Annotated in this window: 11 protein-coding genes and 1 rRNA gene; 4 read left to right on the forward strand and 8 right to left on the reverse strand. The window is 51.2% G+C overall.

Annotation, left to right across the window (positions count from 1 at the left end; all coding sequences use genetic code 11):
- Positions 1–47: 47 nt before the first annotated feature.
- Both FOC66_RS07535 and wrbA read right to left on the reverse strand, forming a co-directional pair.
- Positions 48–2,225, reverse strand: a complete 2,178-nt coding sequence (locus FOC66_RS07535) for a TonB-dependent siderophore receptor (protein ID WP_003749165.1) — start codon at positions 2,223–2,225, stop codon at positions 48–50.
- 209 nt (positions 2,226–2,434) lie between these two features.
- Positions 2,435–3,040: an NAD(P)H:quinone oxidoreductase gene (wrbA, locus tag FOC66_RS07540; protein WP_003749167.1), complete on the reverse strand. Its 606-nt coding sequence runs from the start codon at positions 3,038–3,040 to the stop codon at positions 2,435–2,437.
- A 98-nt stretch (positions 3,041–3,138) separates the two neighbouring features.
- Here wrbA and FOC66_RS07545 point away from each other — a divergent pair, with 98 nt between their 5' ends.
- From FOC66_RS07545 to xth, 4 genes are all read left to right on the forward strand, one after another.
- The gene (locus FOC66_RS07545; protein ID WP_003749170.1) at positions 3,139–4,341 is read left to right on the forward strand and encodes a YihY family inner membrane protein; all 1,203 of its coding nucleotides are present in this window, start codon (positions 3,139–3,141) and stop codon (positions 4,339–4,341) included.
- A 99-nt stretch (positions 4,342–4,440) separates the two neighbouring features.
- Entirely contained in the window at positions 4,441–6,222 is a 1,782-nt protein-coding gene (locus FOC66_RS07550; protein ID WP_003749172.1) for an extracellular solute-binding protein, read from the forward strand.
- Positions 6,223–6,624: 402 nt separating this feature from the next.
- Positions 6,625–6,903: an ArsR/SmtB family transcription factor gene (locus tag FOC66_RS07555; protein ID WP_003749174.1), complete on the forward strand. Its 279-nt coding sequence runs from the start codon at positions 6,625–6,627 to the stop codon at positions 6,901–6,903.
- Between the two features lie 167 nt (positions 6,904–7,070).
- Positions 7,071–7,841, forward strand: a complete 771-nt coding sequence (xth, locus tag FOC66_RS07560; RefSeq protein ID WP_003749180.1) for an exodeoxyribonuclease III — start codon at positions 7,071–7,073, stop codon at positions 7,839–7,841.
- 154 nt (positions 7,842–7,995) lie between these two features.
- Here xth and FOC66_RS07565 read toward each other — a convergent pair whose 3' ends face one another.
- The 6 genes from FOC66_RS07565 to rrf all read right to left on the reverse strand — a co-directional run bounded on the left by FOC66_RS07565 (position 7,996) and on the right by rrf (position 13,397).
- Positions 7,996–8,544 carry an SMI1/KNR4 family protein gene (locus FOC66_RS07565; RefSeq protein WP_003749181.1) on the reverse strand — a complete coding sequence of 183 codons (549 nt, stop codon included), beginning with the start codon at positions 8,542–8,544 and terminating at the stop codon, positions 7,996–7,998.
- Between the two features lie 322 nt (positions 8,545–8,866).
- Complete coding sequence (locus FOC66_RS07570; protein ID WP_003749184.1) at positions 8,867–9,673, reverse strand: hypothetical protein; 807 nt, start codon at positions 9,671–9,673, stop codon at positions 8,867–8,869.
- A 91-nt stretch (positions 9,674–9,764) separates the two neighbouring features.
- Positions 9,765–11,792 carry an excinuclease ABC subunit UvrB gene (uvrB, locus tag FOC66_RS07575; protein WP_003749186.1) on the reverse strand — a complete coding sequence of 676 codons (2,028 nt, stop codon included), beginning with the start codon at positions 11,790–11,792 and terminating at the stop codon, positions 9,765–9,767.
- A gap of 152 nt (positions 11,793–11,944) precedes the next feature.
- Complete coding sequence (locus tag FOC66_RS07580) at positions 11,945–12,439, reverse strand: type IV pilin protein (RefSeq protein ID WP_081456519.1); 495 nt, start codon at positions 12,437–12,439, stop codon at positions 11,945–11,947.
- 175 nt (positions 12,440–12,614) lie between these two features.
- Positions 12,615–12,902 (reverse strand): ComEA family DNA-binding protein, encoded by a 288-nt coding sequence (locus FOC66_RS07585; RefSeq protein ID WP_003747589.1) that lies wholly within the window; start codon positions 12,900–12,902, stop codon positions 12,615–12,617.
- Between the two features lie 381 nt (positions 12,903–13,283).
- A 5S ribosomal RNA gene (rrf, locus tag FOC66_RS07590) occupies positions 13,284–13,397 on the reverse strand.
- Between the last annotated feature and the right edge of the window lie 10 nt (positions 13,398–13,407).

Raw genomic sequence — 13,407 nt, forward strand, 5'->3', positions numbered from 1 at the left:
CCCGATCATTCAGGTTTTCAGACGGCCTCTACTACTTTTCTTTTCAATTAAAACGTGTGTTTAACCGTCGCAGTCACACTACGCGGCGTGCCGTAGACGTGAATATCCGGCATGGTGCGGTAGCGTTTGTTGAACACGTTTTCAAAGTCCAAACCGATGCGGGTGGATTTGCCGATTTTGTAATGCGCGGTCAAGTCCAGCGTGGCGTATGGGCGTTGGGTCAACGCGGCCGCGGCAGCCGGATTGATGTCTGCAGGGTATTCGTCCAGTGTGTGGCTGCGGCTTTGCCAGTTGACGTTGGCACCCAAGTTCAAACGGTCGGTCACGTCATACGCGGTAAAGAGTTTAAACAAATGAACCGGGTAAGACGGATGCAGTTGAACCCCTTCGCTGTCTTTGATTTTGGAACGTGCATAAGACGCATTCAACAGCCATTTATCGCTCAGGCGGCCACCGACAGAGAGTTCCACACCTTTTGTCGTGGTGTTGTCGGCTGCACGGTAGTATTCCTCGCCATTTGCGAATTTACCTGCGACAACGCCCAAATGGTCGCGTTTGTTCATAAAGACGGAGGCGGAAGCATTCAGACGGCCGTCAAACCATGACGCTTTCAAACCGGTCTCGTAGGTTTTGCCGCGCTGCGGTTTGAGCGCCGCGCCGTCCTTAGTCAGGTAACGCACTTGCGGACGGAAAATGGTGGTGTAGGATGCATAGGCGGTCAGATTGTCGCCGATGTCGTAGGTTACGCCCAAATAAGGAATGAAAACGTTTTGTTTGTGGCTGCTGTGTGCGAATTTGTTACGGCTGGTGCTGTAACGGTAACGCCAATCCACAAAACGGCTGCCGCCGATAAAGGCGAGTTTGTCGGTCAGTTTGAAACGGGTCGAGCCGTAAACCGACAGGTTTTTCATGCGTGAAAAACCATCGCGCAGATACGGCATATCGGGTTTGGCGATGTTGCCGTCAAATTTACGCAAATCGGGAATCATCGACTCGCCTTCTTCATAGAAAGACAGGTTTTCTTTGTTGTCCTGATAGCTGATGCCGACATTGAACTCGTGCGAGCGGCCCAGCGCTGGATAATTGCCGTCCAAGGCCAGCGCAAAATTCTGATCGCGGTATTTGCTGCGGTCGCGGTCTGAAGTGAAAAGTGCAGAGTAATCGGGATTGATTTCAAATGTACCGGCAATGCCTGAAACGATGTCGTTTTTACCCGAAACATGGCTGTAATCACCAGTCAGTTTCCAGCCGTTGTCAAACTCATGGCTAAGGGAAGTGAATACTTCGGCACTGTTGTCTTTGCCGTATGCCCAGCGTGCGGAAGAATTGCTGCGTGGCGAAGATTCAAACGGTTTGAATCCGTCTTTGCGATTACCTGCTGCTGTCAGATAGCTGAAACGCGAGCTGCCGGTATTGCGGAAACGATGCAGCTCCGTACCGAGGCGCCATTGGGTTTGCGGCGTGATATCGTAAGACAACGTACCGTAGAAAGTGTGATTATGGCGCGATGTGTTCGGCAGGTAATCGCCTCCATGGTCGCTGACCAAAATAGCGCGGCCGCGCAAGGTATTGTCTGCATTCAGAGGATGATTGGCATCAAGGACGAAGCGGTAGTGGTTCCACAAACCGACACCGGCTTCTACGCTGATGGCAGGTTTGGCAGTCGGTTTTTTGCGTTCCAACGCAACCGTACCGCCCGGCTCGCCCATACCGCCGTTGGACAAACCGCTTGCGCCGCGCACGACGACGACTTGTTCGTACAACGTGCTGTCCAGATTATTGGTGCCGCGGCGGATGGCTTTACCGTCGTAAAGGAATTTGGGCGCGCCATCCACGGAAATGCTGTCAATCGCCTGACTGCGCGAAATAAATTGGCTATGGCCGGAGACGTTGTTGCCCATTTTGCTGTGGAACACGCCCGGTGTTTGTTTCAATACGTCCTGCAGGCTGTCCAAGCCTTGGTCTTCGATTTGTTTTGCCGTTACGACAGACAGGGACTGTGGCGTTTCACGCTGGGTCAGGCGGATGCCTGTCGCGGCGGAAGATGCGGGAATGGTGTAGTTGGAAGTAGTCTGTTTTCCGACACCTTGGACGGTAACTGTCGGCAAATCGACATGTTCTTGCAGCTGGGTATTTTCTACTTCAGTTGCGAAAGAATACGCCGAACACAAAGCCAGACTGACGGCAAAGCTTAATTTGCCATAGGGAAATACGGGTAGTGACATAGCTTCTCCAGTTAGCTGATGTTTTAATTTAGTGGCAGATTCTATCAAAAAGATGTAGTCCGATGAAACTATGTTCCAATCCCTATTTTCTAAGTAGTTTGTTTAATTAGAAATATTTATTTGTTTGCTAGTTATAAATAACTAAAAAGGCCGTCTGAAAACTGAATCATCAGGTTTTCAGACGGCCTCAATCTTTTTATCACAAAAAATCAGTCTGCCAATTTTCGTGCCAATTCTGCCAAACGTTTACCTTGTGCAAAGGCAATGTCGTTTTCTTCGGCGGTCAATGCCGGCTTGCTGTCGTGGCCGGAAACATGGCTTGCGCCGTAAGGCGTGCCGCCGCTTTGGGTATTGCTGAGCGCTGACTCGGTATAGGGAATGCCGCTGATGACCATGCCGTGGTGTAACAGGGGCAGCATCATGGTCAGCAGGGTGCTTTCTTGGCCGCCGTGCAGAGAAGATGTGCTGGTGAATACGGTGGCAGGTTTGCCGACGAGTTCTGCACCGAGCCAAAGGGGAATGGTGCCGTCGATAAAGTATTTCATCGCGGCGGCCATATTGCCGAAACGTGTCGGGCTGCCGAGCGCGAGGCCGGCGCAATTTTTGAGATCTTCGGCAGTCGCGTAGGGCGCGCCTTCGTCGGGAACGGCTTTTTCAACGGCTTCGCAAACGGTGGAAACTTTGGGAACGGTACGCAACACGGCTTCGCAACCGTCCACGCTTTCGATACCGCGCGCGATTTGGCGGGCAAGGTTGCGCGTGCTGCCGTTTTGGGAATAAAAGAGGACGAGGATTTTCAGGGGATTTGGGTTCATTTGGAGTTTCCGTTACAATGCTGTCAGGTTTCAGACGGCCTTTTGAATACTCGGGCCGTCTGAAAAGAAAAATTTCTATTCAAAAGTGGGAAAAGGTTATGCCGTTTTCGCAATGGTGGCAAGATTTTTTGAAAAGTAAGGGCGTGGCGTTTGCTTGGTTTGTCGTGCGCCGTTTTGATGACGAGCGTGTGCCGCAGGTGGCGGCAAGCATGACGTTTACGACGCTTTTGGCTTTGGTGCCCGTGTTGACGGTGATGGTCGTCATCGCTTCGGCCTTCCCCGTTTTCGACCAATGGTCGGGGGAATTTGTCTCTTTTATCAACCGCACCATTGTGCCGCAGGGCGCGGATATGGTGTTTGACTACATCAATGCGTTCCGCGATAAGGCCACCAAGCTGACGGCCATCGGCAGTGTGATGTTGGTCGTAACCTCGCTGATGCTGATTCGGACGATAGACAATGCGTTCAACCGGATTTGGCGCGTCAATTCGCAACGGCCTTGGATGATGCAGTTTTTGGTGTATTGGGCGTTGCTGACGTTTGGGCCTTTGTCTTTGGGCGTGGGGCTGTCGGTCGTAATCGGCCAGGTGCAATTGGTGGGCGGCTCGGAATGGCTGAGGGTTATCACTGCGGTTTCATTTATTACGGTGCTGCTGTGGGGCTTGTACCGCTTTGTGCCCAACCGTTTCGTACCGGCCAGCCATGCTTTGGTCGGCGCGGCCGTAACGGCGTTTTGCTTGGAAACGGCACGCTTTTTGTTCGCTTGGTACATGGGCAACTTTGACGGCTACAAATCGATTTACGGCGCATTTGCCGCAGTACCGTTTTTCCTGTTGTGGCTCAACCTGTTATGGACGCTGGTATTGGGCGGCGCGGTTTTAACCTCGTCCCTGTCCTACTGGCGCGGCGAAGCGTTCCGCCGCAGTCTGGATGCGCGTGGCCGCTTTGACGATGTATTGAAAATCCTGCTGCTGCTCGATTCTGCCCAACAAAACGGCAAGGCGTTGCCGGTGCAGGAGTTCAGACGGCATATCAATATGGGCTTTGACGAATTGGGCGAGCTTTTGGAAAAACTGGCGCGACACGGTTATGTCTATTCCGGCCGCCAAGGCTGGGTCTTGAAAACTGGGGCGGAGTCCATCGACTTGGCGGAGCTGTTCAAACTCTTTGTCTACCGCCCGCAAACGCTCAACAAAGACAAGGTCAATCAAACGGTTGACCACATCATGCAGCCCTGCTTGGAAACCTTGAACATGACGCTTGCCGAGTTCGGCGCCCATACAAAAAAACAATCCTCTTAAACCTGATGCCGTCTGAAAGCAAAAATATCAAGTTTCAGACGGCCTTTGCTATAATCGGCACACTACTGAATACAATATTCAACCTACAAGGAAAAATAGATGAAAACACCAGCCCTACTCTCTCTGCTCGGTTTGATTCCATCTGCCGCCTTTGCCGCCCACGGCGTAGGCCTCGGCCAACCGCCCAAATATCCGGCCAACTTCACCGCTTTCGAATACGTCAACCCCAACGCCCCCAAAGGCGGCACATTTACCACGCCTTTCCTCGGTGCTTTTGACACGCTCAACCCCTTTACCCTCAAAGGCAACCACGAATACGGCATCAGCATGCTGACACTCGACACCCTGACCGAGCAAAGCATGGACGAACCTTACGCCGTTTACGGCCTGATTGCCGAAGACATCGCCCTGGCGCCTGACGGCCTTTCCGTTACCTTCAAAATCAACCCCAAAGCCAAATTCCACAACGGCGACCCTGTTTTGGCCAAAGACGTTGCCGCTTCATTTAATATCCTGACCAAAGACAAAGCCGCCGCCCCCATGTACCACTTCTACTGGAGCGACGTGGCCAAAGTAGAAACGCCCAACGACCGCACCGTCGTGTTCCGCTTCAAGCAACGCAACTCAGAATTGCACATGATTCTCGGCAGCCTGCCCGTCTTCTCGCATAAAAGCTATCCCAAAGGCCTGGCCGCCGCGCCCAACAGCCTGCCCATCGGCTCCGGTCCCTACCGTTTTGCCAAAGCCGAAAATGGCCGCATCAGCGAGTTTGTCCGCGACAAAAACTACTGGGCGCAAAACCTGCCCGTACGCAAAGGCCGCTACAACTACGACCACATCCGCATCAAATACGTCAAAGACGAAGTCGTCCGCATCGAAGGGTTAAAAGGCGGCCAATATGACTTCGTACAAGAAAACGTCGCCCGCAACTGGGCGCGCGCCTACTCCGACGAAGTCCTCAAAAAACGCAACCTGTCCAAACACGAATGGCTGCAAAACAGCACCGCCGGCATGCAAGGCTTCGTCATCAATATGCGCCACAAGCCCTTGGACAATATTTACGTCCGCCGCGCCTTGATTGAAAGTTTCGACTACGAAAGCGTCAACAGCCGCATCTTCTACGGCGCATACCGCCGCACCGACAGCTTCTTCACCAACAGCACCATGGCCGCAACCGGCAAACCCGACCGTGCAGAAACCGCATTGCTCAAATCATTGGGCACCAAGCTGCCCGACGGCGTATTGGATCAAGACGTTCCTATGCCGCCGGTTACCGACCCCAAACTGGGCGTGCGCCCGAACCTGCTCAAAGCACGCGCCCTGCTTGAAAAAGGCGGCTATCAATACAAAAACGGCAAAGCAGTCGACAAACAAGGCAAACCGCTGACCTTTGAATTCCTCGCCCCAAGCAAAAACTACGAACGCATTACCGCCAAATGGCAGCGCGACCTCGCCAAAATCGGCATTACCATGAACGTGCGCACCGCCGATTCCGCCGTGTACCAAAAACGCATGAACGACTTCGATTTTGACGTAACCACCGGCTACTACGGCAACAGCGAAAGCCCCGGCAACGAGCAATACGACTACTTCAGCTGCGCCGCCGCCAAAACCGAAGGCAGCCGCAACCTGTCCGGCGTCTGTCATCCCGCGGTTGAAAAACTGCTGACCCATTTCAACAGCTTCACCAACCGCCAAGAGCTGCAAACCACCTCGCGCGCGCTCGACCGACTGATCCGCCACCAATACACCATCGTTCCAAACTGGTTCGCCGACCGCTACCGCGTCGTGTACCGTAACGATGTGGGCATTCCGTCCAAGCTGCCGAAATACTACGATCCCATCACCTTCGCCATGACCGCAGGCTGGAAGAAAAAGTAGTCGCATTTCGACAACACGCCCAAGCGGCCGAAGCCCTTGACGCATAGCTTTTGGCATAAAAACCCATTATTCGTTTAAAACCAATTAATCCATCCAAACCAAATAACCGCAAAAGAAAAAACAACTTAAAGCCAAATCAAAGGCCGTCTGAAACATCCGTCAGCAAAATCATCTGCAACGGAACATTTCAGACGGCCTTTTCGTCTCTTTTCAATCCAGTTTCGCAACCGAAACAAAATATCAAAAATTAACAAAAAAATTGCAACACAATACCCTCAAAATTTACAGAACCGTGTACACTTCCAACTTAAGATTTTGAATTATAAGAATAATCGTAATAAGAACTACAATCATCCCAATTTAACCAATATCAAGCGTTCATATAATAAAAGGAACAAAAACATGGAAATCAAACGTCTCTCTACCATTCTCAAACTGATTGCCAACCCCGAACGCATGGCCATCCTTTTCCTGCTGCTCGACGACGACCGCAGCATTACCGAACTGGCACAAGCACTCGGCTCTTCCCCGACCGGCATCGCCAACCACCTCGCACGCCTGCGCACCGAAGGCATCATCGATTTCACGCGCTACCACCGCATCATCGAATATCACCTCATCTCCGAAGAAGCCGCCACCATCCTCAATACCCTGCGTACACTCAAAGACCCAGCCGAATAAACAAATTATTCCACATCACAACAACAAGGCCGTCTGAAACATCAGCTTTCAGACGGCCTGCCCCTTTCAGCCCATATCGAAAAATAAACCAATCCGCTATACAATACCGCCCATGCCCACAGGCGCAATCCACCGCCCTCCCACCCAACAGCACACACGGAAACATCATGAAAATCGCCACTTGGAACGTCAATTCCCTCAACGTCCGCCTGCCCCAAGTACAAAACTGGCTGGCCGACCACCAAGCCGACATCCTCGCCTTACAAGAACTCAAACTCGACCAAGACAAATTCCCGGCCGCCGCCCTGCAAATGATGGGCTGGCACTGCGTCTGGAGCGGCCAAAAAACCTACAACGGCGTCGCCATCATCAGCCGCCACGAACCGCAAGACGTACATTGCGGCCTGCCCGCCCTCCCCGACGACCCGCAACGCCGCGTCATTGCCGCCACCATCAACGGCGTGCGTGTCATCAACGTCTATTGCGTCAACGGCGAAGCACTGGACAGCCCCAAATTCCAATACAAAGAACAATGGTTTGCCGCACTGACCGAGTTCGTCCGCGCCGAAATGGCCGCCCACCCCAAACTCGTCCTGCTCGGCGACTTCAACATCGCCCCGGCCGATGCCGACTGCTACGACCCCGAAAAATGGCACGAAAAAATCCATTGTTCCTCCATCGAAAGACAATGGTTTAAAAACCTGCTCGACCTCGGCCTGACCGACAGCCTGCGCAAAGTCCACCCCGAAGGCGCGTTCTACACCTGGTTCGACTACCGCGGCGCCATGTTCCAACGCAAACTCGGCCTGCGTATCGACCACATCCTCACCAGCCCCGAACTTGCCGCCAACCTTACCGACGTCACCGTCGACCTAGAAACCCGCGCCCAAGAACGCCCCAGCGACCACGCACCGGTAATCGCCGAGTTTGACTGCTAGATTTTGAAGCAATATAAACAATAAGGCCGTCTGAAAACTTTAAATGGTTTTCAGACGGCCTTATTGTTTGGCGTAGCCACTCAAGCATGGTTAGCAGAAATACATGGCTAATGAGTACCCACTTTACCTCACTGTGTTTTACTTATGCCACCATTTAAAGCGTATCTTCTCCCTCACTTTCCACGCAACGGATGATCCAATCTTCAAACTGTCGCCATTGGGCCTCTTCGGCATAGGTGGCGGGATTGGCAGCATCGTGGATAAAAATATCGAAGTTAGGTTCGGTACGGGAAAGGTCGAAGCCGAACCAATCTCCCATGCTGTGATGCGCTCCGATAATAAAGATTTCGCCTATGTCGGGGTGTTCGTCAGGCGGCAGGTCGTCAAGTTCTTCGCGCAATAGTTGTTGGTAATAGAGATTTTGTTCTTGCAGTTGGACGAGATTGTAGATTTCTATTTTGGGCGTTTGCGATACGGTTTGATCGATCATGCTGATGTACCACGAATAGAAAAAATCCCCCGTGCCACATTGCTGTAAAAATAAATAATAGCTTTCAGGCAGCTTGTTCTGCGTATATCCGCGTATCGCCTGCAATTCATCAGTTGAAAGGGGATGTACATTAAAATTCAGATGGTTGGCGTGAGATGCTTGGCTGTTTGCGAGCCAATATTGAAGTTGTTGCAAGGCTTGCGGATAGGTCATGATGGTCGGATTCTTTTTTTAAATGGATTATCGTTGGGCTTTGAATCAACTGGTGGGAATCAGCCTATGCGTTATTATATTCGTTGCCTGAAATGAAACAAAGGTCGTTTGAAAACGGATTCACGGTTTTCAGACGACCTTTGCTCTAAGAGTTTTTCAGACGACGTTTGAGGTCGTCTGAAAGTTTGAACCAATGGTTTGAACGGCAAAAAACGCGTGCGTGCGTACCGCACACACCCTACACCTCGGTTTTAAAGTTTGTGCCGTTCGCAGGTAGGGTGGCACGCGGTTGGTAGAGAAGCGGACTACGGCTTGCTGCTTTTTAATAACAAGTTACAAATGCTAATTCATCAATCACAATATATTTTTTATTATTTTGCGATATTTTTAAATTTCCCAAACATAAAATATAAGATCCCACTAAATCTTCCACATCATTGATATCAAATCGTTCGAAGAAAATTCGTTGCATTTGTGACGGCAAGCATAGACTAACATCATCTCGCGTACCAGAATTAAGCCAAATAGCCTCATAATTTCCCTCTTTAACATCAGCAATTTGCCCCCAGTATCCACAAAACCGGCCTATATGAGTTTGGTTAATCTCATGGAATGAGACAAAAAAATTAGATATAGTTCGAATTTCATCTTCAATTTCAATCTCTTGTTCTGAAACTCGAAACACTGGATTAATAACTAGGCTTCTTAACATAGTACTTAAACGGCGATGGGCTACTGCATTAGGACGATTACCATTTCCTCTAAATCGTACTCCTCTCCCTGCTCCATTTTCATTCATATCATCATTAATATGATTTACTGCTTCTGCTGCACCATAGTTAAGGTCTAATACAATCCGCTGCCCATCATTATGCAAAACATCTTCATCATCATTTTCTCCATTGATCAATCTACTTAATGGAGCACTTTCAATACACCCATCATTATGAGGGCGAGCTCCAAAACAGGCAGCCTGCCCATTTCTAGCCGCTTTTCTAAAAAAAGCGGGAGCATGGCAAGTCGGACATTCAAGGAATCTCCTTAATTGAGAGATAGTCCCTATATCAAGTTGAGAAAATTGATACGCATTGTAAGTTTGGTTATTTATAGTACAAAAAGCATTATCCATCACAGCTCCTCTAATTTATTTAGATTGAAGATCATCTGTATATAAATTGGACTATTTACATAAATTTCAAGAATAATATCAAACTTATCCGTCACTCTGCCCCAAACAACAAATTCTCTTTAATCCCCCGAATCCTATCCCGCAACACAGCAGCCTCTTCAAACTGCAAATCCCTAGCCGCCTGCTGCATGGCTTTTTCGAGTTTGGCGATTTCTTTAATCGCGTCTTCTTCGTTGTGGATTTCGCCGACTTTAACCTTGTTTTTGCCTTTCAGACGACCTTTACCGCTGTCTTCTTCGTGGTACACGCCGTCGATGATGTCTTTGACTTGTTTTTTAATCTGCTGCGGCACGATGCCGTGTTCTTCGTTGAATTTAATCTGTTTTTCGCGTCGGCGTTCGGTTTCGTCGATGGCGGCTTTTATGGAGTCGGTGATTTTGTCGGCGTACAGGATAGCGACGCCGTTCACGTTGCGCGCGGCGCGGCCCATGGTTTGAATCAGGCTGCGGTGGGAGCGCAGGAAGCCTTCTTTGTCGGCGTCGAGGATGGCGACGAGGGAGACTTCAGGGATGTCCAAGCCTTCGCGCAAGAGGTTGATACCGACAAGTACGTCAAACAGGCCGAGCCGCAAATCTCTAATGATTTCAACGCGCTCTACGGTGTCGATGTCGCTATGCAGGTAGCGCACTTTGATGCCGAGTTCGCTGTAATAGTCGGTGAGTTGCTCCGCCATGCGTTTGGTGAGGGTGGTAACGAGCACGCGTTCGCCTTTTTGGATGCGGTCGTTGATTTCGCTCATTAAGTCATCGACTTGGGTGGCGACGGGGCGGATGATGATTTGGGGGTCGACCAGCCCTGTGGGGCGGACGACTTGTTCGACGACTTGTCCAGCGTGTTCTTCTTCGTATTTGGCGGGGGTGGCGGAAACGAAGATGGTTTGCGGCATGACTTTTTCAAATTCGTGGAATTTGAGCGGTCGGTTGTCGCGTGCGGAAGGCAGGCGGAAGCCGTAATCGACGAGGTTTTGCTTGCGCGATGCGTCGCCTTTGTACATGCCGCCGATTTGGGTAACGGTAACGTGGCTTTCGTCGATGAACATGATGGCGTTGTCGGGCAGGTAGTCCATCAACGTGGGAGGCGGTTCGCCTTCTTTTTTGCCGGAGAAGTGGCGGGAGTAGTTTTCGATGCCTTTGCAGAAGCCCATTTCGTAGAGCATTTCGAGGTCGAATCGTGTGCGCTGTTCGATGCGTTGTTGTTCGACGGGGCGTTGTTCGCGGGCGAAAAATTCGATGCGTTCGCGCAGCTCTTCTTTGATGGACTCGCAGGCGCGCAATACGGTTTCGCGCGGGGTAACGTAGTGGCTGGACGGGAAGACGGTATAGCGGCCGACACGTTGGATAAGGCTACCTGAAAGCGGATCGAACATATCGAGGCGGTCAATTTCGTCGTCAAACAGGCTGATGCGTAGGGCATTTTCGGAGCTTTCGGCGGGGTACACATCAATCACGTCGCCGCGCACGCGAAAGCTGCCGCGTTTGAAGTCTAAATCTCCGCGTTCGTACTGCATGGAAACGAGCGTAGCGATGATGTCGCGCTGCTCGATGGTGTCGCCTTCTTTGACGGACAACACCATTTGTTGATATTCGGTCGGGTCGCCGATACCGTAAATGGCGGACACGGTGGCGACGATAATCACGTCGTCGCGCGTCATCAAGTTCTTGGTGGCGGAAAGGCGCATTTGTTCGATGTGTTCGTTGATCGCGCTGTCTTTTTCGATGAACAAATCGCGGCTGGGCACATAGGCTTCGGGCTGATAATAGTCGTAGTAGGAGACGAAATATTCCACTGCGTTTTCGGGGAAAAATTCACGCATTTCGGCGTAGAGCTGGGCAGCAAGGGTCTTGTTGTGCGCCATAATGATAGCGGGTCGGCCGCTTTGGGCGATGACGTTCGCCATGGTATAGGTTTTGCCCGAACCGGTTACGCCGAGCAGAGTTTGATAGGCCAGGCCGTCTGAAAGCCCTTCGAGCAGGCCGGCAATGGCAGTAGGCTGGTCACCGGCTGGGGGGAAGGGTTGGTGGAGTTTGAAAGGGGAATTTGGGTATTGGATGACTTCCATAAGACGACCAGTTTTATGTTCAGGGAAAGAGAAGATTATAACAAAGGGCCGTCTGAAAATTGATAGTGTGCCAATCTGATAAGACTAAATATTTCATCTCCTCTCTTTGCTACTTGAGGTTTATTCTGTTAGATCTCTCCTCTTCAATTCTCCTACCCCATAAAAGGCTTACACTCCGCATCATTACCCCTAAATATCTCCTCGCCGTCCGTACAACTGCCCTTCCCTTTCATCTTCCCGCACACCACCGCCGTCAACGACTCGTTCAAGCGCAGCACCCTCGGCTCCGCCTCCCTGTCCAGCGCCACCGCCTTCAAGGTAAACTTACCCTCCAGGATACCCTTAGCCTGGCCGCTCATCCTGATACAGAAACCGCCCGCCTCCTTCACCGGCAATTCCGGCCACTTCGTCGACGTCAGCTTAAAGCTGCCCTTTTTCGCATAGAACTGCTCCATAAAGCGCGCATTTTCCAGCAGCGCGGCATGCGCCGCACGCAGGTTGGCCGAGCGGACCGATTCCCGATAGGCCGTAAAGGCCGCCGCCGCCAAGATCGAAACCAGCAGCATCACCACCAACAGCTGTACCAAAGAATACCCCCTCTGCACAGTTGCCCCATTCCGTTTTCCGTCAAATGCCTTTAAGTACATATCTTTCTTCCCTTTATCTTTTATATCCCTATCCAATAGGCGTCCTATCCGTTTATCCCTTTACCCAACGGAAGCCCCCACTGGTTCAAGCTTCATCCCCGCCCCCAAACAAAGCCGCCCCGGGCCCAACCGGCAAACGGTTCGGCCGCAGGGCGGCATATAGGCAGAGTCCGGCTTATTTTTTCACGGCAGGCTGGGCGGCCTTAGGCGCGGCAGAAGAAACCGTCGCCTCCGCCTTCAACTTGTTCAGCACCGCATCACCGATGCCCTTCACGTTTTTCAGCTCCTCCACCGATTTGAACGCACCGTTCTTCTGACGGTATTCCACAATCGCCTTCGCCTTAGCCGGGCCGATACCCGGTAATGCCTCCAGTTCCGCAGAAGAGGCGGTATTGACGTTCACGGCAGCCAAAGAGAACGCCGTACACATGGCGGCAAATACACCAAATAAAAATTTCTTCATCAGGGTTTTCCTATAACGTGTCAGATTGAATCAACCGGGCCGTCTGCAGGACGGTTTTACCCACCCCGCCGACACTGCCACATCGACAGTAGAACACGGCCCCATTCCATATAAATGCATACGACATATTAACGCAAATACCGTTCGATTTCAAACATTCCAAACGGTTAACCGTAACTTTCGGTACTTTTGTGCAAGAATAACAACAGGATAAATATTTCCGATTCCAATACCAAGATGCACAAATACTCCATAAACACCGGTACATCACTATCCCAATGTTTGACCCCAACACCCATTATCCCAATTCTGCCGCCAAACCGACAGAAACGACAGGCATGTAAAAAGCCCCCGACATCAGTCGGGGGCTTCGGAATGGGTGTTTGGCGGTGACCTACTTTCACATGGAAGAACCACACTATCATCGGCGCTGAGTCGTTTCACGGTCCTGTTCGGGATGGGAAGGCGTGGGACCAACTCGCTATGGCCGCCAAACTTAAACTGT

Source organism: Neisseria mucosa, from assembly GCF_013267835.1.
Taxonomy (GTDB): Bacteria; Pseudomonadota; Gammaproteobacteria; order Burkholderiales; family Neisseriaceae; genus Neisseria.

Bases quoted from the DNA above. Each gene is read 5' to 3' on its own strand.
- FOC66_RS07570 (WP_003749184.1), bottom strand. From the start codon at position 9,673: ATGGATAATGCTTTTTGTACTATAAATAACCAAACTTACAATGCGTAT.
- FOC66_RS07550 (WP_003749172.1), top strand. From the start codon at position 4,441: ATGAAAACACCAGCCCTACTCTCTCTGCTCGGTTTGATTCCATCTGCC.
- FOC66_RS07545 (WP_003749170.1), top strand. From the start codon at position 3,139: ATGCCGTTTTCGCAATGGTGGCAAGATTTTTTGAAAAGTAAGGGCGTG.
- wrbA (WP_003749167.1), bottom strand. From the start codon at position 3,040: ATGAACCCAAATCCCCTGAAAATCCTCGTCCTCTTTTATTCCCAAAAC.
- FOC66_RS07585 (WP_003747589.1), bottom strand. From the start codon at position 12,902: ATGAAGAAATTTTTATTTGGTGTATTTGCCGCCATGTGTACGGCGTTC.
- FOC66_RS07580 (WP_081456519.1), bottom strand. From the start codon at position 12,439: ATGTACTTAAAGGCATTTGACGGAAAACGGAATGGGGCAACTGTGCAG.
- FOC66_RS07565 (WP_003749181.1), bottom strand. From the start codon at position 8,544: ATGACCTATCCGCAAGCCTTGCAACAACTTCAATATTGGCTCGCAAAC.
- xth (WP_003749180.1), top strand. From the start codon at position 7,071: ATGAAAATCGCCACTTGGAACGTCAATTCCCTCAACGTCCGCCTGCCC.
- FOC66_RS07555 (WP_003749174.1), top strand. From the start codon at position 6,625: ATGGAAATCAAACGTCTCTCTACCATTCTCAAACTGATTGCCAACCCC.
- FOC66_RS07535 (WP_003749165.1), bottom strand. From the start codon at position 2,225: ATGTCACTACCCGTATTTCCCTATGGCAAATTAAGCTTTGCCGTCAGT.
- uvrB (WP_003749186.1), bottom strand. From the start codon at position 11,792: ATGGAAGTCATCCAATACCCAAATTCCCCTTTCAAACTCCACCAACCC.